This is a genomic window from Nocardia sp. NPDC059236, from assembly GCF_042754085.1.
Lineage (GTDB): Bacteria > Actinomycetota > Actinomycetes > Mycobacteriales > Mycobacteriaceae > Nocardia.
Window position 1 is genome coordinate 71,225 of record NZ_JBHZAF010000008.1, and the last position, 26,685, is coordinate 97,909.

General features: G+C 65.4%; 30 protein-coding genes and 1 pseudogene. 15 read left to right on the forward strand and 16 right to left on the reverse strand.

Going from position 1 to position 26,685, the window contains the following annotated elements; all coding sequences use genetic code 11:
* Window positions 1-4 precede the first annotated feature (4 nt).
* Both ACFXIV_RS21815 and ACFXIV_RS21820 read left to right on the forward strand, forming a co-directional pair.
* The gene (locus ACFXIV_RS21815; protein ID WP_379396323.1) at window positions 5-655 is read left to right on the forward strand and encodes a HemK2/MTQ2 family protein methyltransferase; all 651 of its coding nucleotides are present in this window, start codon (window positions 5-7) and stop codon (window positions 653-655) included.
* The gene (locus ACFXIV_RS21820) at window positions 633-833 is read left to right on the forward strand and encodes a CDGSH iron-sulfur domain-containing protein (RefSeq protein ID WP_379396321.1); all 201 of its coding nucleotides are present in this window, start codon (window positions 633-635) and stop codon (window positions 831-833) included. Before ACFXIV_RS21815 ends, ACFXIV_RS21820 begins: the two co-directional genes overlap by 23 nt.
* A 21-nt stretch (window positions 834-854) precedes the next feature.
* Here ACFXIV_RS21820 and ACFXIV_RS21825 read toward each other — a convergent pair whose 3' ends face one another.
* Entirely contained in the window at window positions 855-1,721 is an 867-nt protein-coding gene (locus tag ACFXIV_RS21825; protein WP_379396320.1) for a lysophospholipid acyltransferase family protein, read from the reverse strand.
* A gap of 895 nt (window positions 1,722-2,616) precedes the next feature.
* Window positions 2,617-3,075, reverse strand: a complete 459-nt coding sequence (locus ACFXIV_RS21830) for a MarR family winged helix-turn-helix transcriptional regulator (RefSeq protein WP_379396318.1) — start codon at window positions 3,073-3,075, stop codon at window positions 2,617-2,619.
* A gap of 129 nt (window positions 3,076-3,204) precedes the next feature.
* Between ACFXIV_RS21830 and ACFXIV_RS21835 the strand changes: the two genes are divergently transcribed.
* The 4 genes from ACFXIV_RS21835 (at window position 3,205) to ACFXIV_RS21850 (ending at window position 6,336) form a co-directional block, all read left to right on the forward strand.
* The gene (locus tag ACFXIV_RS21835; RefSeq protein ID WP_379396316.1) at window positions 3,205-3,642 is read left to right on the forward strand and encodes an SPW repeat protein; all 438 of its coding nucleotides are present in this window, start codon (window positions 3,205-3,207) and stop codon (window positions 3,640-3,642) included.
* A 215-nt stretch (window positions 3,643-3,857) separates the two neighbouring features.
* Complete coding sequence (locus tag ACFXIV_RS21840; RefSeq protein WP_379396314.1) at window positions 3,858-4,712, forward strand: alpha/beta fold hydrolase; 855 nt, start codon at window positions 3,858-3,860, stop codon at window positions 4,710-4,712.
* Window positions 4,713-4,987: 275 nt separating this feature from the next.
* A complete protein-coding gene (locus tag ACFXIV_RS21845) occupies window positions 4,988-5,422 on the forward strand; it encodes an STAS domain-containing protein (RefSeq protein WP_379396312.1) in 435 nt (144 codons plus the stop codon).
* A gap of 785 nt (window positions 5,423-6,207) precedes the next feature.
* Window positions 6,208-6,336, forward strand: a complete 129-nt coding sequence (locus tag ACFXIV_RS21850; RefSeq protein ID WP_379396310.1) for a hypothetical protein — start codon at window positions 6,208-6,210, stop codon at window positions 6,334-6,336.
* Between the two features lie 47 nt (window positions 6,337-6,383).
* On the opposite strand, the gene ACFXIV_RS21855 is transcribed toward ACFXIV_RS21850, so the two are convergent.
* The 4 genes from ACFXIV_RS21855 to ACFXIV_RS21870 all read right to left on the reverse strand — a co-directional run bounded on the left by ACFXIV_RS21855 (window position 6,384) and on the right by ACFXIV_RS21870 (window position 9,292).
* Window positions 6,384-6,785 carry a hypothetical protein gene (locus ACFXIV_RS21855; RefSeq protein ID WP_379396308.1) on the reverse strand — a complete coding sequence of 134 codons (402 nt, stop codon included), beginning with the start codon at window positions 6,783-6,785 and terminating at the stop codon, window positions 6,384-6,386.
* A 102-nt stretch (window positions 6,786-6,887) separates the two neighbouring features.
* On the reverse strand, window positions 6,888-8,324 hold the full coding sequence (locus ACFXIV_RS21860; protein ID WP_379396306.1) for a CHAD domain-containing protein: 1,437 nt from the start codon (window positions 8,322-8,324) through the stop codon (window positions 6,888-6,890).
* Between the two features lie 60 nt (window positions 8,325-8,384).
* Window positions 8,385-8,540, reverse strand: a complete 156-nt coding sequence (locus ACFXIV_RS21865; protein ID WP_379396304.1) for a DUF6131 family protein — start codon at window positions 8,538-8,540, stop codon at window positions 8,385-8,387.
* Between the two features lie 176 nt (window positions 8,541-8,716).
* A complete protein-coding gene (locus ACFXIV_RS21870; protein WP_379396302.1) occupies window positions 8,717-9,292 on the reverse strand; it encodes a TetR/AcrR family transcriptional regulator in 576 nt (191 codons plus the stop codon).
* 26 nt (window positions 9,293-9,318) lie between these two features.
* On the opposite strand from ACFXIV_RS21870, the gene ACFXIV_RS21875 reads away from it, so the two are divergent.
* Together ACFXIV_RS21875 and ACFXIV_RS21880 are read left to right on the forward strand one after the other, a co-directional pair.
* Window positions 9,319-9,963 carry a nitroreductase/quinone reductase family protein gene (locus ACFXIV_RS21875; protein ID WP_379396300.1) on the forward strand — a complete coding sequence of 215 codons (645 nt, stop codon included), beginning with the start codon at window positions 9,319-9,321 and terminating at the stop codon, window positions 9,961-9,963.
* Between the two features lie 569 nt (window positions 9,964-10,532).
* Window positions 10,533-11,219 (forward strand): hypothetical protein, encoded by a 687-nt coding sequence (locus tag ACFXIV_RS21880; protein ID WP_379421315.1) that lies wholly within the window; start codon window positions 10,533-10,535, stop codon window positions 11,217-11,219.
* 398 nt (window positions 11,220-11,617) lie between these two features.
* Here the strand turns inward: ACFXIV_RS21880 and ACFXIV_RS21885 are convergent, their stop codons facing one another.
* Window positions 11,618-12,493 carry an SDR family oxidoreductase gene (locus tag ACFXIV_RS21885; RefSeq protein WP_379396298.1) on the reverse strand — a complete coding sequence of 292 codons (876 nt, stop codon included), beginning with the start codon at window positions 12,491-12,493 and terminating at the stop codon, window positions 11,618-11,620.
* A gap of 112 nt (window positions 12,494-12,605) precedes the next feature.
* Between ACFXIV_RS21885 and ACFXIV_RS21890 the strand changes: the two genes are divergently transcribed.
* On the forward strand, window positions 12,606-13,181 hold the full coding sequence (locus ACFXIV_RS21890) for a TetR family transcriptional regulator (RefSeq protein WP_379396297.1): 576 nt from the start codon (window positions 12,606-12,608) through the stop codon (window positions 13,179-13,181).
* A 185-nt stretch (window positions 13,182-13,366) separates the two neighbouring features.
* Here ACFXIV_RS21890 and ACFXIV_RS21895 read toward each other — a convergent pair whose 3' ends face one another.
* Window positions 13,367-13,672 (reverse strand): muconolactone Delta-isomerase family protein, encoded by a 306-nt coding sequence (locus ACFXIV_RS21895; RefSeq protein ID WP_379396295.1) that lies wholly within the window; start codon window positions 13,670-13,672, stop codon window positions 13,367-13,369.
* 155 nt (window positions 13,673-13,827) lie between these two features.
* Here ACFXIV_RS21895 and ACFXIV_RS21900 point away from each other — a divergent pair, with 155 nt between their 5' ends.
* The 3 genes from ACFXIV_RS21900 to ACFXIV_RS21910 all read left to right on the forward strand — a co-directional run bounded on the left by ACFXIV_RS21900 (window position 13,828) and on the right by ACFXIV_RS21910 (window position 16,034).
* A complete protein-coding gene (locus ACFXIV_RS21900) occupies window positions 13,828-14,742 on the forward strand; it encodes a LysR family transcriptional regulator (RefSeq protein WP_379396293.1) in 915 nt (304 codons plus the stop codon).
* Between the two features lie 178 nt (window positions 14,743-14,920).
* Entirely contained in the window at window positions 14,921-15,637 is a 717-nt protein-coding gene (locus tag ACFXIV_RS21905) for an SDR family NAD(P)-dependent oxidoreductase (protein WP_379396291.1), read from the forward strand.
* A 28-nt stretch (window positions 15,638-15,665) separates the two neighbouring features.
* Entirely contained in the window at window positions 15,666-16,034 is a 369-nt protein-coding gene (locus ACFXIV_RS21910) for an SgcJ/EcaC family oxidoreductase (protein WP_379396289.1), read from the forward strand.
* A gap of 15 nt (window positions 16,035-16,049) precedes the next feature.
* On the opposite strand, the pseudogene ACFXIV_RS21915 reads toward ACFXIV_RS21910, so the two are convergent.
* The 3 genes and pseudogenes from ACFXIV_RS21915 to ACFXIV_RS21925 all read right to left on the reverse strand — a co-directional run.
* Window positions 16,050-16,259: pseudogene (locus ACFXIV_RS21915) on the reverse strand (alpha/beta fold hydrolase); the annotation flags it as partial.
* A 159-nt stretch (window positions 16,260-16,418) separates the two neighbouring features.
* On the reverse strand, window positions 16,419-16,625 hold the full coding sequence (locus tag ACFXIV_RS21920) for a hypothetical protein (RefSeq protein ID WP_379396287.1): 207 nt from the start codon (window positions 16,623-16,625) through the stop codon (window positions 16,419-16,421).
* Between the two features lie 454 nt (window positions 16,626-17,079).
* Window positions 17,080-17,967: an oxidoreductase gene (locus ACFXIV_RS21925; protein ID WP_379396286.1), complete on the reverse strand. Its 888-nt coding sequence runs from the start codon at window positions 17,965-17,967 to the stop codon at window positions 17,080-17,082.
* A 345-nt stretch (window positions 17,968-18,312) separates the two neighbouring features.
* On the opposite strand from ACFXIV_RS21925, the gene ACFXIV_RS21930 reads away from it, so the two are divergent.
* Window positions 18,313-18,705, forward strand: coding sequence for a response regulator transcription factor (locus ACFXIV_RS21930; protein WP_379421326.1), 393 nt, complete (start codon window positions 18,313-18,315; stop codon window positions 18,703-18,705).
* A gap of 124 nt (window positions 18,706-18,829) precedes the next feature.
* Here ACFXIV_RS21930 and ACFXIV_RS21935 read toward each other — a convergent pair whose 3' ends face one another.
* Window positions 18,830-19,519 carry an alpha/beta fold hydrolase gene (locus ACFXIV_RS21935; RefSeq protein WP_379396284.1) on the reverse strand — a complete coding sequence of 230 codons (690 nt, stop codon included), beginning with the start codon at window positions 19,517-19,519 and terminating at the stop codon, window positions 18,830-18,832.
* Between the two features lie 400 nt (window positions 19,520-19,919).
* Between ACFXIV_RS21935 and ACFXIV_RS21940 the strand changes: the two genes are divergently transcribed.
* Entirely contained in the window at window positions 19,920-20,660 is a 741-nt protein-coding gene (locus ACFXIV_RS21940; RefSeq protein WP_379396282.1) for an SDR family NAD(P)-dependent oxidoreductase, read from the forward strand.
* Window positions 20,661-21,009: 349 nt separating this feature from the next.
* A complete protein-coding gene (locus ACFXIV_RS21945) occupies window positions 21,010-22,512 on the forward strand; it encodes a catalase (RefSeq protein WP_379396280.1) in 1,503 nt (500 codons plus the stop codon).
* Between the two features lie 29 nt (window positions 22,513-22,541).
* Here the strand turns inward: ACFXIV_RS21945 and ACFXIV_RS21950 are convergent, their stop codons facing one another.
* The 4 genes from ACFXIV_RS21950 to ACFXIV_RS21965 all read right to left on the reverse strand — a co-directional run bounded on the left by ACFXIV_RS21950 (window position 22,542) and on the right by ACFXIV_RS21965 (window position 26,422).
* On the reverse strand, window positions 22,542-23,636 hold the full coding sequence (locus ACFXIV_RS21950; protein ID WP_379396278.1) for a Gfo/Idh/MocA family protein: 1,095 nt from the start codon (window positions 23,634-23,636) through the stop codon (window positions 22,542-22,544).
* Between the two features lie 94 nt (window positions 23,637-23,730).
* Window positions 23,731-25,116 (reverse strand): mercuric reductase, encoded by a 1,386-nt coding sequence (locus tag ACFXIV_RS21955; protein WP_379396276.1) that lies wholly within the window; start codon window positions 25,114-25,116, stop codon window positions 23,731-23,733.
* A 99-nt stretch (window positions 25,117-25,215) separates the two neighbouring features.
* Window positions 25,216-25,788 (reverse strand): NADPH-dependent FMN reductase, encoded by a 573-nt coding sequence (locus ACFXIV_RS21960; protein ID WP_354844137.1) that lies wholly within the window; start codon window positions 25,786-25,788, stop codon window positions 25,216-25,218.
* 241 nt (window positions 25,789-26,029) lie between these two features.
* Window positions 26,030-26,422 (reverse strand): MarR family winged helix-turn-helix transcriptional regulator, encoded by a 393-nt coding sequence (locus tag ACFXIV_RS21965; protein ID WP_379396274.1) that lies wholly within the window; start codon window positions 26,420-26,422, stop codon window positions 26,030-26,032.
* Between the last annotated feature and the right edge of the window lie 263 nt (window positions 26,423-26,685).

Below are 26,685 nucleotides of genomic sequence, written 5' to 3' on the forward strand. Positions count from 1 at the left end.
GCTGGTGATTCGCACCGCTGGTGTGTATCGGCCACAGGCCGACACACACCTGCTCATCGCCGCGATGACCGATGCGGGCATTCCACCGCACGGTCGTGTTCTCGATGTCGGTACCGGAACCGGGGTACTGGCGATCGAAGCGGCCCGGCTCCAGGCCGGGTCGGTCACTGCCGTGGACATCTCGCGGGCCGCGTTGGCCTGTGCGTGGATGAACAGCCGGCTGCGGGGGCTCGAGGTCGAGTTGATCCACGGCGACTTCCGTTCGGTGTTGCGCGGCCGGCGCTTTGAGGTGGTGATATCCAATCCGCCGTATGTGCCATGCGCGGACAGCGGTCCGCCGCGGGGTGCGGCGCGATGCTGGGACGCCGGGGCAGACGGCCGGGCGGCCGTCGACTCCCTGTGCCGGCTCGCACCCGAATTGCTTTCCACGACTGGAACATTGCTGATGGTTCATTCCGCATTGTGCGGCGTCGACGACACCCTCATCGGCCTGCGTGAGGTGGGGTTGAAGGCCGCGACAGTGGCCAGGGCGAGTGTCCCGTTCGGCCCCGTGCTGCGCCGGCGCGCCCGATGGCTGGTCGATCGCGGACTGTTGGGCCCCGGCCAGAGTCACGAGGAACTGGTGGTCATCCGTGCCGATCGAACCCGAAAATAGCCGACGCACAATCACTTACACCGCCGACGGGCCCATGCTGATCGAGGGACCGGTGCAACTGGTGACCGAGCAGGGCCGCACGATCGTCTGCCACCGATGCGTGGTGGCACTGTGCCTGTGCCGCCGCTCGGCGATCTACCCGCTGTGCGACACGAGCCATCGCAGACGCCGCCACTGACCACGTCACCGGGGACTACCGCTAGCCCGTGAACGGGTTGCGACGCTCGATCAGCCGCTTGTACAGCGTCTGCTGGATCGTTTCGCGGACCTGATCGGTGACCTCGAACATGGTCATCGGATCGTCAGCGGCCTCGGGGCCGTACGCGCCGGTGGAGATGGGCTCACCGAACTCGATGTGCCACTTCGACGGCAGCGGGATAGCGCCCAGCACACCCAGGTGCGGGAACAGTGGCGTGACCGGGAAGTACGGCAGCCCGAACAGCCGGGCCAGCGGCGTGAGGTCGGCCAGCTTCGGATAGATCTCCTCCGAGCCGACGATCGAGCACGGGATGAGCGGCACACCGGTCTTGAGGGCCACCGAGGCGAAGCCGCCGCGCCCGAACCGCTGCAGCTTGTACCGCTCGCTGTAGGGCTTGCCGACGCCCTTGAAGCCCTCGGGGAACACGCCCGCCAGCTCGCCGGTGCGCAACAGCCGCTCGGCGTCGGTGGGGCAGGCCAGCGTGTGCCCGGCCTTGCGGGCCAGCTCGCCCAGGATCGGCAGCTCGAAGACGAGGTCGGCGGCCAGCAGGCGAAGCGCCCGCTGCTTGGGATGGCGATCGTGCACGGCCACCTGCAGCATCAGCGCGTCCAGCGGCAGCACGCCGGCGTGGTTGGCCACGATCAGCGCGCCGTCGAACTCGGGGAGATTCTCGATGCCGCTGACCTGCACCCGGAACCACAGCTGCGACAGCGGCCGCAGGGCCGGCAGGATCAGCGACTCCAGCAGGTGCTCGTCGAGGCCGAACTCGTCGAGCCGGTAGTCCCCGGTGAGGCGGCGACGCGCGAAATCGACCGTGCCGCGGACGCCCGCAGTGAGATTGCCTCGCACCAGATCGCCGAGGGTCACGGCCGGGCCTCGAAGTCGACCTCATCGGGCCGACCCGCTGCGGCCACATCGCATAATCCTGATCCCGGCGAGAAGTTTCGTCCATTTCGAGTCGATCCATCGAGGATCGATGCCGTTGGTGGCGCTGCGTCCCCTACGAAGTCGTCGAGTCCCCGCACCGTGGCCGGGCGCGGCTGGAATCCGAGGTTGGCCGGTATCGGGTGGACAGAGCTGATCTGCTCGGCGGTGGCTTCTCGCGGCCCTATGAACGAGCGGCCAACGGTGCCGAATAGTGGCTGCGAGCGTCCGACCAGCGCGGCGAGTTTCCCGATACGCATGAGGTGAACCACCGTTCGATTCGTTCTGGGAACTGCAATCGTGGAGTGTGGAGCACAAAACGGGACGACCGGTTCGATGGTATCTCGGTCCAGCCGCGCCCACCGGCGTGGGTGACTGCTTCGACCCTCTCGACCGGGTCGACTTCGGGGGTTCGTCCCACCGGCGCCAGGTGAGCGGAAAGCCCTGTGGGCCAAGGAATTTCGGAATCCACACCTACCCGCACCAGCACCGGCCAGCGCCCGTGCTCCAGCAGGTCGCGCTCGCGGTGGCTCGGGATATCGCAGACCGACGCCCGCTCCTGCGGCATCGTCGACTTAGACCGGGCGACTCGAGTTGAAGGCCGCGTGGCGAGGGCAGCCGAATATGGTGGGGGACAGGGTTGTTCACCTTTGTCCGCCAGGCTGTGAGCGCGTCCACCAGGGCGTCGGCGATGGTCCGGTCGTCGGCTATGGACAGGGCGGCCATGATGCGGCGGTGGTCGATGTGGCCCAGGTCCGGGCGTCGGTTCTCGCGCATCCAGTCCGCGATCTGGTATTCGGTGGCGCCGGTGTCGGACCAGCACGCTCGAGGCCTTCTCCTACTGCGACCCTTCGGCCGAAGGGATCCCGTGAGCCAGGTCGGTCAGTGTGTCGACGAGGGGGGTCAGTCGCCGAAGTTCTTCCAGGTGTGTGGCGCTGAGCAGGGCGAGGGTTTGCTGGCCGGCCTCGGTCAGGGTGAGGCGGACGACTCGGCGGTCCTTGCCTTCCTCCCGGTTGCGGGCGACGAGCCCGAGTTGCTCGGTGCGATCGATCAGTTGCACCACGCTGTGGTGGCGGGCGCTCAAATATTCTGCGATTTCACCGACGCTGGGCCCGCTCGGGTCGAGATGACCCCGGATCGCCAGCAGCAGTTGGTGTTGAGCGCCGGTGAGTCCGACGTCGGCGGCCCGCCGCTCACTCCAGTGCAGGAACCGGCGCAGTCCGGCACGGAACGCCAGCAGTCTCGAGTACTCCTGGTCGGTAAGAGGTTCAGGCGGCGACATCGACTCATATGTCATGACGTGATAATATCACAGAGTGACATATAGACCGGCGGTGATACGGATCGGTTCCGCGTCCCGTCGTGGCCGATCGCGGCCGTCCGGTGCGAAGTGTCTTCATTAGGTGTCCGAAGGGTGGTGGAAGATATGGCTACTGAGGCCATGGGCAGCATGAGCCTGCATCCCGACATCGTGGAGTTGCGGGCCAAGCATGAGAAGTACGAACTCGCCGCGATGGAACCGGCCGCCCAAGCGGTCACCGGCCTGATGTTCCTGACCGGGCTCTACATCGCGATCTCCGCGTGGGTTGTCGGATTTACCCGGTTCCCGACCTTGACCGTGAACAACCTGGTCGTTGGGATCGGCTTGGCGGTGCTGGCGCTGGGGTTCGCCTCGATGTACGGGCGGATCCACGGCATCGGCTGGACCGCTCCGCTGATCGGCCTATGGATGATCATCACGCCCTGGGTCGTCAGCGGCGATGTCGCCCGTACTTCGACGATCTGGAGCAACGTGGTGGCCGGTGTGGTCGCCCTGGTGCTCGGGCTCGGCTCGATGGCGCTCGGCATGCGCCAGACCCGTTGAGCGCGAACCGCTTTCCATAGTGCGAGCCGGACTGTCGCTGGGTTCGGCTCGCACCTCACACTCACGCGGACGAGGCAATCGTCCCCTGCGGCGAAGCCAACCTCGATACCGGCCGGTTGAACCAGGCCGACCGGTGATCTGGCATCGCTGTGTCGATGTCGTCGTGGGCACACCGGTCGGGCCTCTTCGCGGACAACGACGTCCAGAAAGAGGCGATGACAATGATGTCGGCCACCAGTCGGCCCGCGACCCTGCCGTTGCTGAAAGCCCTGCACACCGGGTCCGGCGAGCCCCTTCTACTGCTGCACGGGTTCATGATGTCCCCGCGCTGCTGGGAGCCGGTCGCGGCGCGACTGTCGCACACGTGTGAGGTGTTCGCCCCGGCTTTGATCGGCCATTGGGGCGGACCCGAGCTGCGGGGCCGATACCTGAATGTCGCGGCGCTGGCCGACGAGGTCGAAAACCAGCTCGACGAATTAGGTTGGCGCACCTGCCATATCGCCGGCAATTCGCTCGGCGCCTGGGTCGGTTTCGAACTGGCCCGCCGGGGCCGTGCTCGCACCCTCACCGCGATCGCGCCGGCCGGCGGCTGGGGCTACCCCTCGCTGCTGCAACTGCGGATCGGGCTGAAGTTCCTGGCGCTGGTGCCGATCGTGCAGCTGGGCAAACGACTCGGTCCGGCGCTGCGATTCAGCTATCCCGCCCGCCGGTTCGCACTGGCGGCGCTCAGCGGCGACCCGTCGGCAGTGCCGGCCCGCGCGGTGACCACGGCGATCACGGCGGCACTGCACTGCCCGGCCATGCTGCCGCTGCTGATCGGCGGCCTGCGCATGCCCGGACCCGACCACCTGTCGACGCTGAAAACCCCGGTACGCCTGCTGATCTGCGAACACGACCGGGTGACACCCAACCTCGCCTACACTCAGCGTTTCCTGCGCGAGCTGCCCGACTCGGCCGACCGCATCCTGGTGCACGGTGCCGGACACGTCCCCATGCTGGAGGCGCCCGACCGCATCGCCGCCCTGATCGCCGAGCACGTCCACGCCAGCCTGCATCAGCGCGCCGCGTGAACATGCTCGGCACGCCACGGATATCCATCCGTCCACCCGACGGACCCGCAGATCCCGCCCCTGAGCCAGACGGAAGATCATCGCGGATCGCAATGAGATACGTGCCCGTGCGAAAGGTAACGGGTTTGTCTCGCTGTCGTAGCGGGTATTCTGTGTACACGGTTGACACCCACCAGCCCAGTCTGTGCCACGGTCGCGGTATAGGCGACAAACAGTGTGGCAGAACCCCATTTTCCCGGGTTGTCACACATATCTGGACAAGGGATCTGATCCTGATGTCGAGTTCCTTCATGGTCGCAGCCGGATCCACACCAGCCCAGCGTTGCGGCCCGCCCACACAGCTGGGCATCACCCACAGCAGGCCGTCGCCGTCGACGACGGTCCTGACCGCCACCGGCGAGATCGACTATTGCACCGTCGGAGCATTCCGCGAACATCTCACCGAGGCCATCGATACCAGCGGCCGCCTCGTGGTGGTGGACCTGTCACGGATCACCTTCCTCAGCATCTCCGGGCTGCTGGCCGTTCTCGATGCCGACGACGCTGCTCACCGCCACCACATACGCCTGCGAGTGGTCACCGGACCGCGCTGCGTGGACCGGCTGTTCGAGGTCTTCGGCCAGGCCACCGACCTGGCAATCACCCATACGATCGCCGCCGCCTGCACACCGGGGCCACGAGCCCTGGCACCTGCGCGCACGCTGCCCTGATCGGATCGCCCAAGACGGGACGTGGCTGTGCCCCGTCCACGAACGCATCCCGCCTCCGCAATCCGCACCAGCCGGTGGTGAACCGTCAGCCGCAAGCGCGGAGGCGAGAGTCCATGGTGCTCATAGGTTGTGCAAGATCACCGACCACGGCCTCCTCGATCCCATGATTTCGCCGCGCTGGTTCCGCTGGCAGATGGTGGCACCGCAGCCCTCGCACGATCGCAGCCCAACATCACGGTCTTCCACCACTCGTCGAGCGGACTCGGGTCGGGCCACACTGCAGCCGGTTCGCTGAATTCCCATCTGCTGGCGAACTTTTCGCCAGATTGCTCATTCACCGCCGCAGCCTGTTCGCCGAGTTTGTCGACGGTGCCGCTGCTGATGACGCCACCTCTGGGGTGGGGCGCTTTCCTGTGCCCGGATCGAGGCAATTGTGTCGGCCCGATGAACGTTGATGATTCCGGCTGGGCCGCCATGACGTACCTCCTCGTTCGCACTGCCGCTGCGATTTGCAGTGCAACTCACGTTTCAGCACTACCCGCCCACCGGAGTTCGAATCGTCGAAGAGGTCGGCTGTCGCGTCTTCGAGAGTTCAACCTTCGCAGTGGCCGAACTCGGCCCCGGTCGTGGGTAACAGAACGTGGAAACGTCGCGGCCGAAACACCATGGGCCGCGCTCCCTCCCGAACTCCTCGTCCTCCGTGGACTGCGCGGGCGATGCGGCGCAGCAATATCTGCGGTCCCGGCGTCTCGCGCCGACGACGCGGTCGCGGCTTGTCCTGAACCATGTCCGCGAACAAGCCGGTGACCGGTCACCACACAGTGGATCGTATTCGGGCGCTGGCGATTCCGCCCACGACGAAGGTCGACCGGGTGATCGAGCTGGCCACCGGACTGCCGAGTTTGCGCGCGTGACTGAGCAGCGATCTGGGGCAGCGGCGCGCGATCGGAAAAACGCAGAATCAATGTCGGGGGCTGTGCGACGGCTGTTCTGGATCAGCGTTCCGCTGCTTATCACCCGACTTCGAGTCCGGATCGACCTTATCCGCGCGCTCCCACTCCTTGTCCAGTTCGGTTCGCGAATCCGCTGCCTCGCTGCGATGCACGTCGGCCTGCTGGGCAAGCTGCTCGGCCTGTGCCGCCTTGGCCTCAGCTTCGGCCTGTGCCGCGCGACTGCGGGCAGCGATCTCCTCCGCCCGCGCCTCCCGCTGACCGACCTCGAGTTCCTGTTTCGCCGCGCGGTCTCGGATGCCCTTGGCTTCGACCCGCTGGTGTTCGCGCCGTTGGCGCATCAACACCCAGGCCACAAGCACAATGACCACAACCGCGACGACGATGATCACGATCACAATGGTGGTGCTCATCTTTCGACTCCTCGCATTCTCCCCCGGGAATCCTTATGCCACTCGACTACCCCCGAGCTGGGAAAATAAGCGATCAGAGCTCGCTTTCCCTGGGACCTGTATCTATTCGCCTGTGGTAACTGCCGCGACACTCTGGACCGCGTGCTCAGCGGCTTGCATCTCGTTCGCGTAGAGCAGGCCGTAGGTGAAGCCGTTCTCGCCGCCTGCCGTGCCCGCTGCTGTGGCGGTTCGCCACAGGAATTCGGTCGAGACGACGCTGTCGTTGTAGTCGCCGAGCAGGCGCTGAATCTTCTTGTAGTGCTTGATATTCGACTTTGCCCGCGCGGGCTTTCGAACGGGTTTGTGCAATTCGGCGGCATAGCGTGCGCGTTTGGCGGCTTTATGCGCGCGGTGCAGCGATTCGTGTCGATGGTTGTGCAATGCGGTCACCAACCGGCGGTCGGCTTTGCCCGCGGCCCGGCGGGCCCGCTTCACGAGTTGGCGCCGCCGGATCCGTCGCCCGAACGGCGGCTGTGATTTCCATGTCTGCAGGGTCGCCAGCAGTCGCAGGTAGCGGGGCGAGTTCATTGCCTCGGCAAGAGCATTGCGGCTCGGCAACTGCCGAGCCTGCAGCGTCGCGTCGATCCGCGCAGCGACAGGACCCGAGATGAGTTCGGGCGGTAGGGCGTTGAGTTCATCGGCGAGGCGTCGGCGCTGGACGTGGCAATCGCGTATGTCGCCGAGCAGCGCTGCGTACCATTTCAGCTCGTTGTCGATCTCGCCGATGGCGCGGCGGTCCAGCAGCTTGCCGAACACGCGTAGCGTGCTGCGCAGTCGCCGCGTCGCGACACGGGTGTCGTGGATTGGGTCCTCGCCTCGGCGTAGCCCGACGTCACCGACGAAGATCAGGTCGATCTGTGTGGTCATATATTCGTGCATGGCTTTTTCCGCCCGCGAACTGGTGACGGGCGGTCCGGATCGCTCCGGGAGTACATGAGACAGCTTGGAGCGGTAGCTCGACTCGCGGGCGCCTGCCTCGGCGAGCCGGTCGCGCAATACCGCCGGGACTTGGTCGGTGTGAGGGCCGAGTTCGACCTCGATCTCACGCCAGGCAACCAGTTCAGCAGGCCGGTCGGCTGCGGTCGAGTCCACAGTGTCGTCATCGATCTCGACGATCAGTTCGCCGTCCGAACCGAGGATGCGGTGACGGCGGCGCAAGGTATGAACCCTGGCGACCTCGTTCAAAGGCCTACCCAGTGCTGCGCCGTTGACGACCTCGGCGAGTTCGTGCGGCAGCTCGTCCGACAGTTGGGTGGTTACTTCGACGCGACCGGACGATTGGGGGATCTTCAGCTGCCAGCCGGATTCGTCGTCTCCTTCACGGCGACGCAACGTCAGGTCGTGGGCGAGCAGGTCTCGCTCGGCGGTGTCGAAATAGGTACTGGTCAGCTCGACCGGGATCTCCTCGATGCGGCTATTCGCGACAAGGTCGTCGAGCCTTGGAAGAGTGAAGTCCCGGTCGACCGCCCATTTGCTCTCACGTTCGAGTACGTCCTTCATGCGATAGCGCATTCCCTGCAAACCACACGTCAAACAGGGCAAAAGCGAGCGATTCAGGGGTCAATAGTAATGGCGACGGCCGCCGACAGCGCGGCCCATCGACCCGAACAGCAGTAACACGAGCCCGATGACGAGCACCACGATCCCGATGGTCCAGAGGATCGGGATGCCGAATATGAACCCAACGAGGAGAAGGATGATTCCGAGAATGATCATGGCCACCACCTGGTTTCGCTGCTGTGCTCGAAGGGCCCGAGAAGCCCTCCGGTGCTGATATCGGTCATGACGCGCATACCCTCACATCGGCGGTTCAATCAGCGCACCGAATCGTCCAATGTCCCCAGCCTTTTGCAATGTCTCTACGACGAGTGGCGTTCGATCTGGGCGTCCGTCTATGAGATGAGCGACCGTACGTGTAGCGACAGCGCGGCGGCTAGTTCGCTGCGCGGGTAGAGCCCGCGGCTGCTGACCGCATCGAGTGCGAGTCCGTCGACCGTGGCGAGCAGTATCGCGGATCGCGTCGAGGGGGCGGGGATGTTAGAGGCGGCCAGCTGGGTCTCGAGTTCCCGGCGAATCTCGGCCAGTGTGCGGTGTTGGATGTCGGCGAGGGTTTCGTTGGTGGCGGCGCGCGCCGCGAAGGAGACCATCACCCGGGCCTCGTGCTCGCGTTCGTCGTCGAGTGGAAGCAGTTGGGACAGTGCGGTGATCAATCGGTCGGTGAGGGGGGCCTGTGGGTCGATGGCGCTCATGCGGGCGCGCACCCGGGCGGTGAGCTGTTCGAAGGCGAAGGCGTAGAGCTCGTCCTTGGTGGTGAAGTGGTGCTGAACGGCGCCGATGGAAACCTCGGCCGCGGCGGCGATCTCACGGATGCTCGCGGCGTCGAGTCCCCTCGATCCCGCGATGGCGAACACCGCGTCGGCGAGCTGCTCAGAGCTGGTCGATCCGTATTTGCGCACATCGACAACCATACACTCGTATGGAACAATACGAGTGTATGGAATTACTTCGAAAAGCCCGCTCGCGCACCGTGATCACCGGTTCCGCGGCCCTGACCGCCCTGGTATGGATCACGTGGAAGGTCGACCCCACGGCGTCCTCGTCCCCGCTGGTTCCCTCCGTGGAGTCGGCGCTGCTGCTCGCCAACATTCCGCTCACCATCGTGTGGCCGAGCCGGAAGCGCGCCGTGGCGGCGGCCTTCCAGCGCTATCTGCTCAATCCTGTTGTGCGCCTGTTGTTCCGGATCGGATTCGTGCCCTTCGGCTATGCGCTCGTGGAGACGGTGGGGCGGCGAACCGGACGGCGATACCGAACACCGGTGGGCAACGGATCGGCCGGCGACGTCTTCTGGATCATCGCCGAATACGGGTACCGGGCCGGATACGTCCGCAATCTCATGGCCGAACCCACCGTCCGGGTGAAACTCCGGCAGGGCTGGCGCTTCGTCTGGCGCACCGGCCAGGCGAGCGTCCTTCCGGACGAAGATCCGCTGGAAAGGCAACGGCGACTGGCTCGTTGGCGACCACTGCGGATTCTCAACGCGATCATGGTCCGCGCGCTGGGCGCCGACCTGCTCGTCATCCGGATCGACTTGGACGAGCCTCCGGGCACGGTTCGGAGACGCGGTCGCGCACTGACCTGAAGTGCTGCAGCCCGAGGTAATTGCTCACGTATGGGGTTCGTGAGGTAGTCATATCGAGGGCGCCCCAACGGTTTTCCATTGCCTCAGTGGAGCAACTGGCGGCGTCGCGTGCTCGTCACCGTGGATCCGAGTGTGGTTGTGCCCAAAGCATTTCCGACGTACTGGAGCTGAAAGGCTCGCCGTCAGCGGGCAAGGCCACCCCGATGGCATGCGGACGGCGGTGAGCGTCGTGACCGAGCGAGAAGCATTGCCGGTGGAGGAAGTTGGCAGCGGACTCGCCTCGAAGCGCGCCATACCAGGTGCCCGCGTCCGCGTCCAGATTTAGGATCGGTCAGACCGAATAGCCTTGCGGTACGAATGGTTCGGACGTATCAAGTAGTCCAGGTTTTATCGAGGCGGGTCGCGGTACCACCGTGTTCGAGCCTGGTTTCGGCGAGAGAAGACCTCACGTGGTTGACGGAGTGCTGCTGGATACGAACTTCTTGTCCCTGTGGCACAACGGATCGTGTGAGGCGCCCGAGCCGGGTGCTTACTATGCGAGCACCACGACCCTGCAGGAGCTCTACAGCATGCAGGCGCCGCAGGGCTGGGGGTATCGATATCTGCTGCCGTGCCTCGCGAGGGACCATCTGTGGGGTCTGCCCGATATCAATCACCTCGTCGCGCTGTACCGGGGTCGAGTACTCAAGGGGCAGGCGGGGATGGCCCGCACCGACAAGTTGCTGATCAACTTTCCGGCCGGTCTCGCAGGTCATGGTTTCGCCGCCTACCTGGAGAAGTCGCATCAGGCGGTGGCGAATGTGCAGAATGCGCGGGCGTTCGGACTGATCGAAGGCATGGCTTCGGTCGCGATCGACCGAAACATCGGGCGGATCGTCGGGGTTCGGGCTCGGTTCCTCAGCGACGTCGAGGTGGCGCCGCTGCCGTTGACGATGAGTGAGATCACCATTGCGGTCGATCTGCTGCAGGAGGTCCTGCGTGCCAGGATCAACCTCAAGCAGCATCGCCGAAACTCCTTCAACGACTTGCTGATCCTCGCCACGGCGCTGCGATGGGGCCTTCGGCTCGAGACCGACGACAGGCTGCTGCTCGAATTGGCCTTGCGGGCCGGAATGATCCAGACCGACGACGCCAGCGGCGTCGCGAGCCTGATTCCACCAGCCCCTGCCACCGGTACCCCGGACTCGCACGAGTCGAAGCGCTACATCAATTCTCGATGGCGGGCGCGGCGTCCGGCGAGCCCTCCGCGGTCCTGACCTGACGGTGGCACACTGCTCAACTGCGCGGCACGGGACGATGCGATTCCGCTGAGCGCAAGGATTCACCGCTGTGGCCGTGTCTGCTTCGCTGGAACGCGAGAGGAGTCATGCCATGACCGGCGCTTGCCGTTGCCACCGGTTCATCGACCGCTCGCGGCGAGGACGATTCGCGGTCGTAAATTCGGCTGCCGTGCCGCCGAATCCTTCAGAAATTCTGAACGTATCTCGAAGGACGGCCGGATTGTTCGCCCGCGCGCACATCCAGCGCGCCCCAATCTGTTTCGAAGGAGTTCCTCGATGACCGGGCAACCACGCCCGACTCGCAAGCCGGTACCGCCACCCGCTATCCGATCATCGGAATAGCGGGTGACCGCACCGCGCCGGTGCGGCCCGGCTCAGTCCTGGAAGTAGTGGCGCTCGGCCAGGTCCGCGAGCAGCGTAGGGCCGTTTGGAATCCAGCCCAGCGTGTCTGCGGCGGGTCCACCGTCGCCGGTCATCGGCATGCTCCACATCATGCCCAGCCAACCGAAGTGGCTTACCGCGTCGGCGGGGTCGATCGAGGTGGTCGGCACACCGAGCTGGCGGCCGACGGCCTCGGCGATATCGCGGGTCGCCACGCCAGGATCGGCGACCGCGTGCAACACCGTTCCGGCTTCCGCCTTGTCCACCGCCAGTCGAAACAGCCGCGCGGCGTCGTCCCGGTGCACGGCCGACCAGGCGTGCGCGCCGTCCCCGACATAGCCGGACACGCCCTTCTCCCTCGCGATCTCGACGATCCGGCGGATGAATCCGCGGTCGCCCGCACCGTGCACCGTCGGCGGCAGACCCAGCACCACCGACCGAATGCCGCGTTCGGCGAGCCGGACCGTCGCGGCGGCCGTGGCGCGGCGGATCATCGGTTCATCGGCCACACCGGGCTGACCGGTGTCGAACGAGACCAGGCCGGAGGCGATCACCAGCGGCCGATCGGAACCCGCGAGAACGTCGCCGAACAGGTCGACTACCCGGCGATCGATGCGCTGATTCTCCTCGAACTGGGAGAAGTCGTGGAGGAAAGCCAGGTGAACCACCCCATCGGCCTCGTCGGCGGCCGCACGCAGGGTGTCCGGATCGAGGAGATCGCCGCGGCGCACCTGCGCGCCCGCCGCGGTCAGGGCCGCGGCCGAGGCGTCCGACCTGGCCAGGCCGACAACCTCGTGACCTGCGTCGATGAGCTCGGGAACGACGCGGGAACCGATGAAACCGGAAGCTCCGGTGACGAATAGACGCATGAGAAGACCTCTCGACTCGTGATGTCAGCATCTGTCATCAGAATAGTCCTCATGTCAGCATCTGTCATCACTTCTACGTCAGTTGCTGACGTCACTGTCCTACAATCACGGAATGGGTCGTTGGGAACCGAACGCGCCGGGCCGTCTCGGCCGGGCGGCGATGGAGCTGTATCTGGAGCGCGGCTTCGATCAGACCACCGTCGCCGACATCGCCGAGCGAGCCGGGCTCACCGAGCGCACATTTTTCCGGCACTTCGCCGACAAGCGTGAGGTGCTGTTCGGCAACCAGCAGATCCTGCACGACATCATCACCAACGCCATTGCCGAGGCGGATGATTCAGCGCCGCCGATCGCGGCGATGGGGGCGGGCCTGGAGGCGGTGGCCGAACTGATCGGGCAACGCCGGGACTTCGCCCAACAGCGCCAATCGGTGATCGCCGCGAACCCCGCACTCCAGGAACGGGAACTGACCAAGCTCGCCGCGCTCGCGGCAAGCAGCGCCCAGGCGCTACGCCTGCGCGGCGTCCCCGAGCCCACCGCCGGCCTCACCGCCGAGGCCGGCATCGCGGTCTTCAAGATCGCCTACACCACCTGGGCCGAATCCCCGCCGGACCGCAGCCTGGCCGAGTTCATTCGCGAAACGCTGGCCGAACTCGAGGCGGTCGCCACCGGAACGGCGGTCCAATAGACATTTCAGCGGGTGGCTCGACACTCGGGAGCCGCGCGACGTTCAGTCAGCAGGTCTCGCCAATCACCTGATCGGGCCGCCGCAGGCGCATCGCTTCACGGGCGCCTCGCCGGCCCGCGGATCCTCGACGGCGGTGATCGTCTATTCCAGCATGCTTGGGGGCGCGCTGCGCACCACGGTGGATGTCATTGCAGCGCACCGTCTTCGCGGCCCGGGTCATTGGGGTGCGATTCGAGCGGGGTGATCCCGATGGTCATCCAGGGGCGCAACGGCAATGTGCTGAGAACCTCCTCCTGTAGCTCGACTTCGTCGCCCGCTCGCCAGATTCCGATGCTGCGCAACTCGCCGACCGGTCGCCACAGTCGCGCCAGGTTGCCGCTCGCCGCCAGTTCTCGCGCTCGCCGGGCCTCGGCCGCCCGCCGGCGGTCCACCTCGTCCTGACCGGTGCCTTCGGGGATAGCGGTGGTGATCTCGACCAGGAACTCTCGCATGGTCTCGCTCCATCCTCGACAGGGTGCGCGGCCGAAACCGCAACGCCGATAAGTTCTTTCGGATCTCATCGTTGCCGGGATGATCGTGGTGACGCCACGACCGAGTTCCTGCTCTGTGATAGGCGTAGCCTCTTACCCGACCTAGCATGATCGGTGTGGAGCTGCGTCAACTCAGATACTTCGTAGCGGTAGCCGAAGAGCTGAATTTCGCGCGGGCAGCAGCCCGGCTGCTGATCGCCGGGCCCTCGCTGTCCCAGCAGATCAAGGCATTGGAGCGCGACCTCGGTGTCGTGCTGTTCGAGCGCGACCGGCGATCGGTGTCTCTCACCACAGCAGGTGCGGCACTGCTCCCCGCTACCCGTACCCTGCTGTCCCGAGCCGACGAACTACGAGGCCGTGCTCGCCGCTTGGCCGGGTCGGAAACGGTCCGCCTCGGATACGTCAATTGGCTACCCGCCGACCTGACGGCGCGGACTTCGGGCGCCGCTCAGGTCCACGTCGACGCGTGGGTCGCGCCCTCGCATGCTCAGGCGGCTCGCGTCGCGGATGGCAGTCTGGACCTCGCGGTGTGCTGGATCTCGACTGCAGACCTGCAGCGATTGGGGCTGAGGGCCCGGCTCCTGGGTGCTGACCGTCTGCACGCGGTCGGCCGTGACGATGCCGTCGGCGAGGTCGCTGCCAGAGATACCGACATTCTTCTCGACGACGATGTGACGTCGTGGTCGTCATGGAACAACTACGCCGAAGAGTTGGCCCGCGACACTGGTGCGCGCGCGGTCCACATCGGTGACGGAGGCATTACCGGCCCGGCGTTCCATGACCACGTCCGCCGTGGCCCGCGCCCGATTGTCAACTCTCCAAAGGGACAGACCGAGCAGTTGCCGCCCGGACTTGCGCGTCGGCCGATCGTCGCGCCGCAGATCTACTGGACATGGTCGCTGGTGTGGCGTTCTGGCGAGGTCCGCTCGGCCGTGCTGGCTGTGGTGGACGCACTCTGCGGCGGCGTCGGCGACCTCGATCTCCATAGCCCGGATTCCTGGCTCCCCGCTGACGATCCGCACCGGCAATAGCCGTCGAGCCCGCGACCTCGGCTGCGAGCTTGCGGCTTCCACGTCGAAGGATTCCGGTCCTGCTCAGAGGCCATTTCAGCGTTGACCGCCGATCTCCGCGCGGCCTACCGTTCGACTCGTAGACCGGTCGTCCACTTCCGTCGACCAGCCCGAATTCCGACTCGGAGAAAGGCTCGCCATGAACATCGATCGGCGACAGAAGGTCGCAGTCATCACGGGGGCGTCACGCGGTATCGGTGCCGGTCTTGTCGAGGCCTACCGCAAGCTCGGTTATGCGGTCGTGGCCACCGCACGATCCATCACAGAATCCGACGACCCCGCAGTGCTCACCATTGCCGGCGACATTGCCGATGCGGCGACCGCCGACCGCATCATCGCCGCCGCGGTGGAACAGTTCGGCCGGGTAGACACACTCGTCAACAACGCGGGCGTGTTCATCGCCAAGCCGTTCACCGAGTACACCGACGAGGATTACGCGGTCGTGACCGGCGTCAATCTGACCGGGTTCTTCCATATCACCCGAGCAGCGGTCGAAGCCATGCTTTCCCACGGCGCCGGTCACATTGTCAACATCACCACGAGCCTCGTCGACAACGCCGACTCCCGCGTCCCGTCCGTGCTGGCCTCGCTGACCAAGGGCGGGTTGCAATCGGCCACGAAATCCCTCGCCATCGAATATGCACGTCGCGGCATCCGCGCCAACGCCGTGTCGCCGGGCAACATCAAGACGCCCATGCACGACCCGTCCACCCACGACGCCCTGGCCGCCATGCATCCGGTCGGGCGGATGGGCGAAATCAGCGACATTGTTGATGCCGTCGTTTTCCTGGAGACCGCGCCCTTCGTCACCGGCGAGATCCTGCACGTAGATGGTGGTATGAGCGCCGGACACTGATCATCGGGACAACGACAGGAGAATCGCAATGACCACCGATCCCCAGGACGAGGCGATCCTGCGAACAGTCCTCGACCAGTGGAAGCACGCCGTCGATCAGCATGAGCCACAACGGGTCGCCTCATACTTCACCGAAGACGCGATCTTCCAGGGTTTGCATCCGTACACCGTGGGTCGAGCGGGTATCGCCGAGTACTACGACTCCCAGCCGGTCGGCCTGGCGGCCGAGTATCGAATCCTCGAAACCCGCCGCCTCACCGACGATCTCGTGCTGGGCTATCTGGACGTCGACTTCTCTTTCACCGACCGCCCGACCCTCGCGGTAAAGCTCAGCGTGCTGCTCGAACACGACACGCGCGGCTGGGCTATCGGTCACTACCAGGTCTCGCGACTTTGAAAGATCGGGCGGGGGTCAGCTGTTGAGGAAGGCGAGCAGATCGGCTTCCAGCGCGGTGCGACAGGCACCGAAAATGCCGTGGGGCGCACCGGGATACACGCGCAGAGTGGCGTCCTTGATCAGCTCGGCAGATTTGAGGCCGGCAGCGGCGATGGGCACGATCTGGTCGTCGTCGCCGTGGGCCACCAGCGTGGGCACGTCGATGCGAGCGAGGTCATCGCTGAAGTCGGTTTCGGAGAACTACGGCTCGTCCCTTCGCCTGCGAGATTCTTCGTGTTCTATTGCCTCGGAACGCAATCCGGTGACGAAATCGACGACGAACAGGGGCAAGGGGAACCGTTTCCGCCCGCGTGTATATCCCTCTCACAGCTGCGCCACGACGCCCTAGCAGACCACGGGATCCTCTGATGGCGTGGGCGAACCATCCGTACCGTGCAGGAGCTGTCGACCGACGACCACCTGGTGCCCGGCGTCTATGAGGATCCGATATGGATTGGCAAACTCCTCGGCCCAGTATCCGGTCGCATATCGTGAGCCGTCCTTCATCACCCAGTAACTGGCACCACTGACGATAAAGAGCACCTTTGCCATTGCGAAAGCTCCTCTCGGATCCCATATGCCCGTTAATCGGAAAACATTTGGCAACCGAACCGCAATATCCCCGATCCTACACAACGGTCTGCCCCGTGCCAGCAGGCCTTCGGTCCGCAGCCGGCGCCAATCAGCAGCGGTCCCTGCAGGAAATAGCAACAGCGACAACCGCTTTCGCGATGCCCTGGGAACTCCGCCCAATGGCATCGCTGCGTTGGCGCGGATTCCCTGGCCGCAGCCCGCCCGGGCCCGCGGCTTGGCCGCTGCCGGACTCGAGTCACCACCGAACTTGTCGTCGGCCCTGATCGTCGAATGGCTCAGCTCGCTGGGAGAAACAACCTGGTAGCTGAGCGAGATCCCGCCGGGCACAGTTGACTTCACTCGGGCCCGTCGGGTCCGTCCGGGTGAGGCGGCGTGTGTACCCGTCCCGCGATGGCGGCGAGTTCGTGGCGCGTCATACGCCGTGGCTGGTGAGTTCGAGGCGCGCTTGCTCATCGAGCGTGATGCGACCGGATCGGATGTTCTCGGCCAAGTGCGTGCGGGTCCGGGTTCCGGGAATGAGCAGGATATTGGGGGAGAGGTCGAGCAACCAGGCGAGCGCGATCTGGATCGGCGTTCCCCCGAGACGTTGCCCGATCTCGGTGAGGCGTGGGCTCGTCAGGATCTGGCGGCGGGCGGTGCGGGACATGCCCAGCGGACAGAAGGGGACGAAAGCGATACCGCGGCTTGCGGTTTCGGCCAGCACGTCGGCCGAGCCCCGCTCGACGATATTGAACAGATTCTGTACGCAGACGATCGGTGTGCGGTCCAGCGCACGCAGGAGGTGCTCGCGTGAGATGTTGCTCAGTCCCATCCCGTCGATCAGCCCGGCCTCTCGGGCCCGTATCAACGCGGTGAGCTGCGCATCGAATCGGGAATCGGGCGCTGCCCGGTCCGTGACGCGGAGATTCACCGCGCTCAGACGCTCGGCGTCCAGGGTCCCGAGATTCTCCTCGATGCCCATGAGCAGCTGATCGGGCTCGTCGTATGGCAAGACGGCCCCGTCGTCGCCGCGTCGCGCCGCGACTTTGCTGACGATCACCAGATTCGCGGGGTACGGGTGCAGTGCTTCCCGAATGAGCTCGTTGACGGTGCCGGGTCCGTAGTAATACGCGGTGTCGATGTGGTCGATACCGCTCGCGATCGCCGTGCGCAGCACTGCCAGCGCCTCATCGCGGTCGCGCGGCGGCCCGAAGACCCCGTCGCCCGCCAATTGCATGGCGCCGTATCCGATTCGGTGGACTTCCCGGCGGCCGAGTGTGAACGTCCCCGCCTCTTCGATCCCGGCTACAAGGTCCGGCATGGATCCCTCCTGCGCTGTCTCACTGCTGGCCGACGTGGTCGGAATCAAGACTCGCAGCCAGGCCGGTGAGTCATCACCGGAATCCGGTGATGACTCTTCACCTGCTCGGTGGAGGCGCTATAGCCGATGCCCGCGGTCATGTGAACGTCATGAAAACTGTTCGCAGATTCGTTGCTGAAAGATTGCGGATTGGTATAGTGTCGTAGTCGTTCGATCGCGGCACCGACACTGTGAGCCCAGGATCGCCTCCATTCAGCTCCATCGCGCTGCGGATTCGACAGTCGGGGACCCGCCTTCGAAGGATGCATCATTAGCCAATTCCCGCGCTCTGCAACAGAATTAACGCTGCCGCCGACATCCGCGGCTGAGCCCAGCAAGGTCCTTGTCGTCGAGAGCAACCCGGCGATGGCAGAGATCGAGGTACTCGTGCTGGCCAACGCCGGCCATGAGGTGATTTCTGCCGGCAACGCGCAGCGCGCTTTGAACCTCGCTCGGCGATGGAATCCAGACCTGGTGCTGCTCGAGCTGGACCTGCCGGACCTGCCGGGCGCGAATCTGTGCCGACAGCTGCGGAATCGTGCACCGATTCCGATCATCGCGGTCTCCCTCGATGGCAATCCCGATGCCATCGGTGACGCCTACGCGGCCGGTGCGTGTGACTACCTGCCCAAACCGCTCAGAACCGGTGAACTGCTCGACCACATCCGTGTCCATCTCACGGCACCGAAGGTGGCCTGAGACATCTACCGATTCCGCCGTGTCGCCGGCCGGTCAACTCATCACTGCGTGGGGAAACGGCCACAGCGTCGCTGTCGGCCCCACTGAGCGTGCGGCCGACAGCCTGTCATCGCTGACCGCTGGGTCAGACGGCTTCGGCCGCGTTTTGGATGATGGCGGCGACCACTTCGGGGCGGGACACGTAAATGGCATGGCTGCCAGGCGTTTCGGCCACGGTCGCGCCGATACGTTCGGCCATGGATGCCTGTGCCGCAGGCGGAATCATCTTGTCCTCGGTGACGTGCAGGTACCAGCTGGGCTTGGACCGCCAGGCGGCCTCGCTGATGGCCCCGCCGAGCGCTTCCACACCCCACGGCACCTGGGAGTCGGCCAGGAACTTGGCATCCTGCGCGGCAAGGTCACCGGCGAAGGAATCCGGGAACTTGGCCCGGTCCAGGAACAGATACCCCTGCACCGGCGGCAGGATCGGCGGCTGCGGGCCGTCCTGCGGGAACGTGGCGAGCAGCGCGTTCACCGATTCGCCCTTGTCCGGTGCGAACGCGGTGATGTACACCAGCGCGGCCACTTTCTCGTGCGTCCCGGCCTCGGTGATGACCGCCCCACCATAGGAATGCCCGACCAGCACGACCGGGCCGTCGATTTCGTCGAGCACCTGACGGGTGGTCGCCGCGTCGTCCTCCAGCGACTTGGTCGGGTTCTGCACCACCCGCACCTCGAACCCATCCCGGGTCAGCTCGTCATAGACACCCCGCCATCCGGCACCATCGACGAAGCCACCGTGAACCAGCACGACGGTCTTGTCCTGCGCAGTCATTCGAACTCTCCCTCTGCGAGTGAATTGCCATACGGCACAACCGAATATAAAGCGCGCGACAGCTGAGGCATCCGTCATTTGACGTAGATCGGCGACACTGGAGCGATCAGCAGATGACAGACAGTCAGAGGCATAACCACCCGATCTCGGCTCCCCTGTAGGTCGAGACAGCGTTGCCGCGGCGGGGCTAGCCTGATGGGTGGGTCCGGGATGTGGCTTGTCCGAAGGACCGGTATGCGGGTTGGAGCCGGTCGCGCTGGAGTCAGGAGCCCGGAACCTGGTGCGGTGCAGAACGTCCGCTACTGCCTGTGGAAATGGTCGTAGTCGACAGCGGCATCGGCGACGTCCCCGATGCCGGGCGAACGGTTCGATCAGATCAATCACGAAGTGAGGAGATCCGATGTCGGAACTGTCTGGAGTCTCTGCGTTGGTGACCGGCGGCACCAGCGGAATCGGGCGCGCCACCGCGCTGACATTGGCGCGGCACGGTGCACGGGTGGCGCTGTCGGGGCGCGACGAGCAGCGCGGCAAGCAGGTGGTCGCCGAGATCGAGGCGTTCGGTGGCACAGCGGTGTTCATTCCGGCGGATCTGCGCGACAAGGCATCCGCGCAAGCGCTGGCCCGTGACGCGGTCACCCGGCTCGGCAAGATCGATGTCCTGGTCAACAACGCGGGCATCTACCCGTTCGGCCCGACGGAACAGACGACAGAAGCCGATTTCGACGCGGTGTACGCCGTCAACGTCAAGGCACCGTATTTCCTGGTGGCCGAGCTCGCCCCCCAGATGGCCGAGCGAGGCCACGGCGCGATCGTCAACGTGACCACTATGGCCGCCGAATTCGGTGCGTCCGGGATGAGCCTGTACGGGTCCAGCAAGGCTGCGGTGGCGTTGCTGACCAAGGCGTGGACCGCCGAGTACGGGCCCCGCGGGGTGCGGGTCAACGCGGTCAGCCCCGGACCCATCCGCACCGAGGGCACCGCGGCATTCGAGGGCCTCGACGAGCTGGCGGCGACCACGCCCGCGGGACGGCCGGGAACACCGGAGGAGATCGCCGAGGCCATCGCCTTCCTGGCCGGCAGTCGAGCAGGCTACGTGTACGGCGCGATACTGCCGGTCGACGGCGGGCGCATCGCGATCTAGCCCCTGAGAGCCGGTGGTACCCGGACTCATCTGCCCAGTGGTGTATCGGTGCCGACCGGTAGCCGGGTGGGTTGAAAGGGTCTCGCGGACGTGATCGAATTGGAGCACGACGGGACGGTTGGTCGTGGCAGCTGGACTGCTTCGCGGTGTCGATCTGCAGGCTGCCACGGGGTATACGGTGTTCATGACTCTCTAGAAGCACCCGTCGCGTCTATCTGCGTTTCGGTCTCGACACGAGCACTCGACTCGTGCTCGCCGCCTGCACGCGGCCGGGTTGTCCGCGGTGCCGTGAAGGACACCGACCCACGACCATGTGGCCGTCGCTCTATGTCTGTGGACAAGGAGAGAGATGTCTGAGCCGAACTACACAACCGATGCCGCCGGAATTCCGGCACCCAGTGATGACCATTCCCTGACAGTTGGCCCGGATGGCCCGATCTTGCTGAACGACGCGTATCTGATCGAAAAGATGGCGTCGTTCAATCGTGAGCGCCTGGCGGAACGGCAACCGCATGCCAAAGGCGGCGGGGCGTTCGGCACATTCGAAGTGACCCACGATGTCAGTGCCTACACCAAGGCCGCTGTGTTCCAGCCCGGCACGCAAACCGAAGTGCTGGTGCGGTTTTCCGCCGTCGCCGGCGAACAGGGATATCCCGACACCGTGCGGGATCTGCGTGGGTTCGCGGTGAGGTTCTACACCGAGCAGGGCAATTTCGACCTGGTCGGCAATAACACACCCGTCTTCTTCGTGCGAGATCCGATGAAGTTCCAGGACTTCATCCGGTCACAGAAGCGCCGCGCCGACAACAATCTGCGCGACAACGACATGCAGTGGGATTTCTGGACGCTGTCACCGGAATCGGCGCACCAGGTGACCTGGCTGATGGGCGATCGCGGCATCCCGGCCACCTTCCGGCACATGAACGGGTACTCCAGCCACACCTACCTGTGGATCAACGCTGCGGGCGAACGGTTCTGGGTGAAGTACCACTTCAAGACCGATCAGGGCATCAAGTTCCTCACCCAGCACGAAGCCGATCACATGGTCTCGATCGACATGGACTACCACCAGCGTGATCTGTGGAAAGCGATCGAACAGGGTGAGTATCCGAGCTGGACCCTGAAGATGCAGGTCATGCCGTTCGACGACGCGAAGACCTACCGCTACAACCCCTTCGATCTCACGAAGGTATGGCCACACGGTGATTATCCGCTGATCGACGTCGGCACGATGACCTTGAATCGCAACCCGGCCAACTACTTCACCGACATCGAAGAAGCGGCATTCGAGCCCAGCAACGCAGTACCCGGCACGGGCCCCAGCCCCGACAAGATGCTGCTCGGGCGCTGGTTCTCCTATGCCGATGCGCACCGGCACCGGATAGGCATCAATTACAAAGAGCTACCGGTCAATTCGCCACACGGCACCGAGGTCCGATCGTGGGCGAAAGACGGCGCCATGCGCCACCACAACCCCGGCGATCCGGTGTATGTGCCCAACTCGAAGGGCGGACCGCACGCCGATCCCGCTGTAGCGGGACCGTCTGCAGGTTGGTACGCCGACGGCGAGATGGTGCGAACCGCCTACACGCTGCGCGCGGACGACGACGACTGGGGACAGGCTCGCACCCTGGTCCGGACGGTTCTCGACGACGACGCCAGGACACGACTGGTCGACAACATCGTCGCGCACCTGTTCGACGGAGTGAGTCAACCCGTGCTCACGAGGGCGTTCGTATACCTGCACAACATCGACGAGGAACTCGGTGACCGAGTCGAACGAGGAGTACGGGCCAAGCAGGCGCAACACGAACCGACCGCGGAGCGACCGAAGGTCGGCCACACGAAATAGTTTCGGCGATCCGCGATGGATGCGTCCGGTCAACAGTCGCCCATGGGCCAGTCCTGCTGTGTAACACGGAGACCCGTGTTGGATGACTGCACGGCGTCATCGAGCAGATGGGTCAAGCGCAGGGCGTGGTCGAAATCGGGGGTGGTGTGTTCACCGCAGGTGATGTCGCGGGCCAGCGCGCAATACATTGCCACCACATTGACCGCAGCGTCCGGCAGCGTGTCGGGGGGCTCGTCAAGCTGTTGACGCTCGCCGTTGAGGCTGAGGGTGAGCCGACCCACCTGGAAGCCGTTCGGATTACCGCCGGCCAGCAGGATTACTCCTTCGGTCCCAACAACTTCGAACGTGAACGGTGTGTGGAGTGGTCGGTTGCCGGCGACTTCGACGGCCAGGGCGCAGCCGCTGATCATGCGTGCCTGTACCAGTAGGTGGTCGGGTGCGGTGCGTTGGATCTGCTCGCCGGTGTCGGTGAGCGTGACGGTCGGGTACTGCAGGGTGGTGAGGGCATCGAGGCTGTCGATTCCGCCGAGTACCAGGATCGCCAGGTCCAGGGTGTGACCACCCATGACCGTGATCAGGTTGGCGCCGCTCTCGATCTTGTTGAGGTAGGTGTATACCGCCGGTAGGCGCGGCCCGAAACCGGCAGTGCTGGAAAGAATCCGGGCGGTCAACGGTCGGCCGATCGCGCCGGCGGCGATCAACTCGGCGGCGCGGCGCGCGGCCGGGCTCATGCGGGCCTGCAGGCCGATCGCCACGTGCGCTGCATGGGCCCGCGCGGCGGCGGCCAGCTCGGCGGCTTCGGTGTGGTCGCGCCCGAGCGGCCACTCGCAGTACACGTGCTTGCCCGCCGCAAGGGCCGCGAGAACCAGGTCGCGGTGATACGGCACTTTTACGCACACCGAGACGATGTCGATGTCGGACGCCGCAATGAGGGCGAAGGGATCGTCGTAGGCGGCGCGCACACCGAACGCCGCCCCGGCGGCGTCGGCGCTGGCACGGCTGGTGGTGGCCACAGCCGCCAGCTGCGCGTCCTGGAGGCTGTGCAGTGCCGGGATGTGGGAATCCTTGGCCCAGCTGCGATTCGGGTTGGCGCCGATGACACCGACGCGCAGCGGCCCCGTCATGGCATCCTCACGCTACCTCTCCATATTCACGAGTTGCCTTGAGCCGTAGGCCCTTTGGATTGGGGTTGTGCACCCCCGCATGCCCCGGCACGGCTCAGGCGAACATCGTGAATAGGGTGTTGAGGCCTTCGGCCAGGAGCGGGTGGGTGAAGATCGCGTCGGCCATGGCGGTGTGGGTGAGCTTGCCCAGCATGGCGACCTGGATCATGGTCATGATCTCGCCGCCTTCACTGCCGAGGACTGCGCAGCCCAGGATCTGCCCGTTGTCCGCGTCGACGACGGCCTTCATGAAGCCGCGCGTCTCCCCGGTCTCGATGGCCCGGATGACGGCGCTCATCGGGAGCTTCGCCACCCGAATTGCGTGTCCGTTCGCCCTTGCTTCGTGCTCTGTCATGCCGACGCGGCCGAGCTGGGGGTCGATGAACACCGTGTACGGGACGATCCGGTCCCGCGTGCTCGCCTTCTCGTGCCCGATCAGGTTGGCGTGCAGAATGCGGTAATCGTCGTAGGAAGAGTGGGTGAAGGCGGGGCCGGGCGTGACGTCTCCCATCGCGTAGACGCCGGTGACAGTGGTGTTCAGGTACTCATCGACCTCGACGAAGCCGTGGTCGTCGAGACGGACGCCGGCGACCTCGGGGGTCAGCGCCTCCGTATTCGGGATGCGGCCGATGGCCGAGAGCAGGTGTGACCCTTCGAGCGGTCGCTCACCGTCGTCCGTGCGAACGGTCAGCCGCAGGCGACCGCCGTCGGTCGGCTCGACCCGGACCGGCGTCGACGAGGTCGAGACCGTGATCCCGTCATCGCGCAAGAGAGCGGCGACCTCGTCGGAGACGTCTTCGTCCTCACGCGTCAGCAGGTGCGCGGCGTGCTGGACGATGGTGACCTCGCTGCCGAACCGGCGGAACATCTGCCCGAACTCCAGCCCGATGTAGCCGCCGCCGACGATGACCAGGTGCTCCGGGAGCTCGTCCAACTCCATGATCGACGTCGAATCGAGCACGGGGACCTGGTCCGCGCCGGGGATCGCCAGCGGCTTGGGTCTGGCACCCGTGTCGATGACGATCACCGGTGCGCTGATCTGCCGCCTCCCGCCGTCGGTCGAGGCGACCTCGACCGACTTCGGCCCGGTGAAATGAGCCTCGCCTTCGATCAGGTCGAGCCCGTCCTGCGCCAGGCGGCTCGCGTAGTTCTGCCGCGCTCCGACGACCATGGCCCGTTTGCGCTCGCGCACCGCGGCCACGTCCACCGATACCGGACCGATCCGCACGCCGTACTCCGCGGCACTGCGCGCCTGGTGGGCGAGGCGGGCACTGGCGACCATCGTCTTGGTCGGGGTGCACCCGATGTTCACGCAGACACCGCCGAGTTGGCCACGCTCGACCAGCGCCACCTTCTGGCCCGCCTTCGCCAGTTCGACGGGAAGGAACCGGCCGCCCTGGCTGGCTCCGATCACGATCGTGTCGTAGCGCTCATGGGCCATTACGTCTTCTCCCCTCGTTCTCGTTGAGCCGGGCGGGTCGGTCGCGGCGGCGGGAAGCCACCGGCACGGCACGCATGCGCGACCGGCCGCGCGAATCGGTCAGCCGAGCTGGGGGACCACGCCGTGGACGCTGTCGATGAAAGCGCTGAAATCCGCCATGAACCGGGTGAGGAACTGCCTGGTCGAGTCGTCGAGGACATCGCCGTCCGGGGTGAAGACATCCGGGCGGAACTGGATGTAGGCCTCCGGCGAAGTCATCTGCGGGGAATTGCAGTAGCCCAGGACACTGCGCAGGCTGAGCTGAGCAATCGCGGTGCCGATCTTGCCCGGCGAGGCGCCGATGACGGCGGACGGCTTGAGGGTGAACGAATTGTCGCCCCATGGGCGGCTGGCCCAGTCGATGGCATTCTTCAGCGCACCCGGGATCGAGCGATTGTACTCCGGCGTCACGAACAGCAGTGCGTCGACGGCGGTGATGGCCGCCTTGAGCGCGCGGCCCTCGGGCGGGTAGTCGGCGTCGTAGTCGTGGTTGTAGAGCGGCAGATCCTTGATCGGAATCTCGGTGAACGTCAACTGTGGCGGTGAGAGCCGGATCAGGGCCTTGGACAGGATCCGGTTGATGGATTCCTTGGACAGACTGCCGATGATGTAGCCGACGGTGTAGGTACTCACGCGATGCCTCCTGACCAGAGATTTCCGATACTGAACGGAGCGCCTGGCGTCGTCGACGCACGGCGGTTTCGACGGGAGTGCAAGGGTCAACGTAGCACTTCACAGCGGTCGCGTCGCCCGGGTATCGGACGCTGCCGGTCGGATCGGAAGGACTCTTTCCGGGTGCGGTCCCGATCGCCCTGCGAATCCGATGCCGCCCCAACAAGATTCGCCAGAACTGCGAGACCTCCCCGGCGTCGATTCAGTCGGTGGTGTCGCGGATGGATGTGGTTGAGGACAGGTTCGTCTCGAGTTTCGCCAAGGCGCGGAGCAGCTGTCGTTGCTGGCTCGTGCTCATGTCGCCGACCGTGTCGGTTTCGAGGTCTGTCCACAGTTGCTGGATGCGGCTGCGTAAGGCCATTCCGGCTGGTGTCGATTCGACGAGGGTGGCTCGGCCGTCGGTTGGATCTTGGCGGCGACGTACGAATCCGGCCCGCTCGAGGCGCTGCACCGTGCGGGTCATCGAGGCCGAATCCGTATCGAATTCGGTGGCCAGGTCCGATTGGCGCTGCGGGCCGGTGTCCCACAGGTGCATCAGCAGAAGCTCGTGGCCGGGATGCAGGCCCAGGCCCTGAAGTAGTTGCCGGGCACGCATCGCATGCAGGCGTGTGGCTCGAATGAGAGCATTGCTGACCGGGCCACCAGAAGCAGCCGTCGATGCAGCGACGCGACTGCGAGATGCTGGTCCGGTCGTCATGGAGACCAACGTATCGCAGCTCAGTAGACGTGTAGTCGACGACCCGAGCCCAACGTCGGCCGGGGTTCCATGGTGTCGGTCGTGTTCCGGAACAGTTCGATCGCACGAAGTGCTGTCTTGGACAGGTAACCCCCCGGAGAGATCGATCGGGCCCGGTCGGC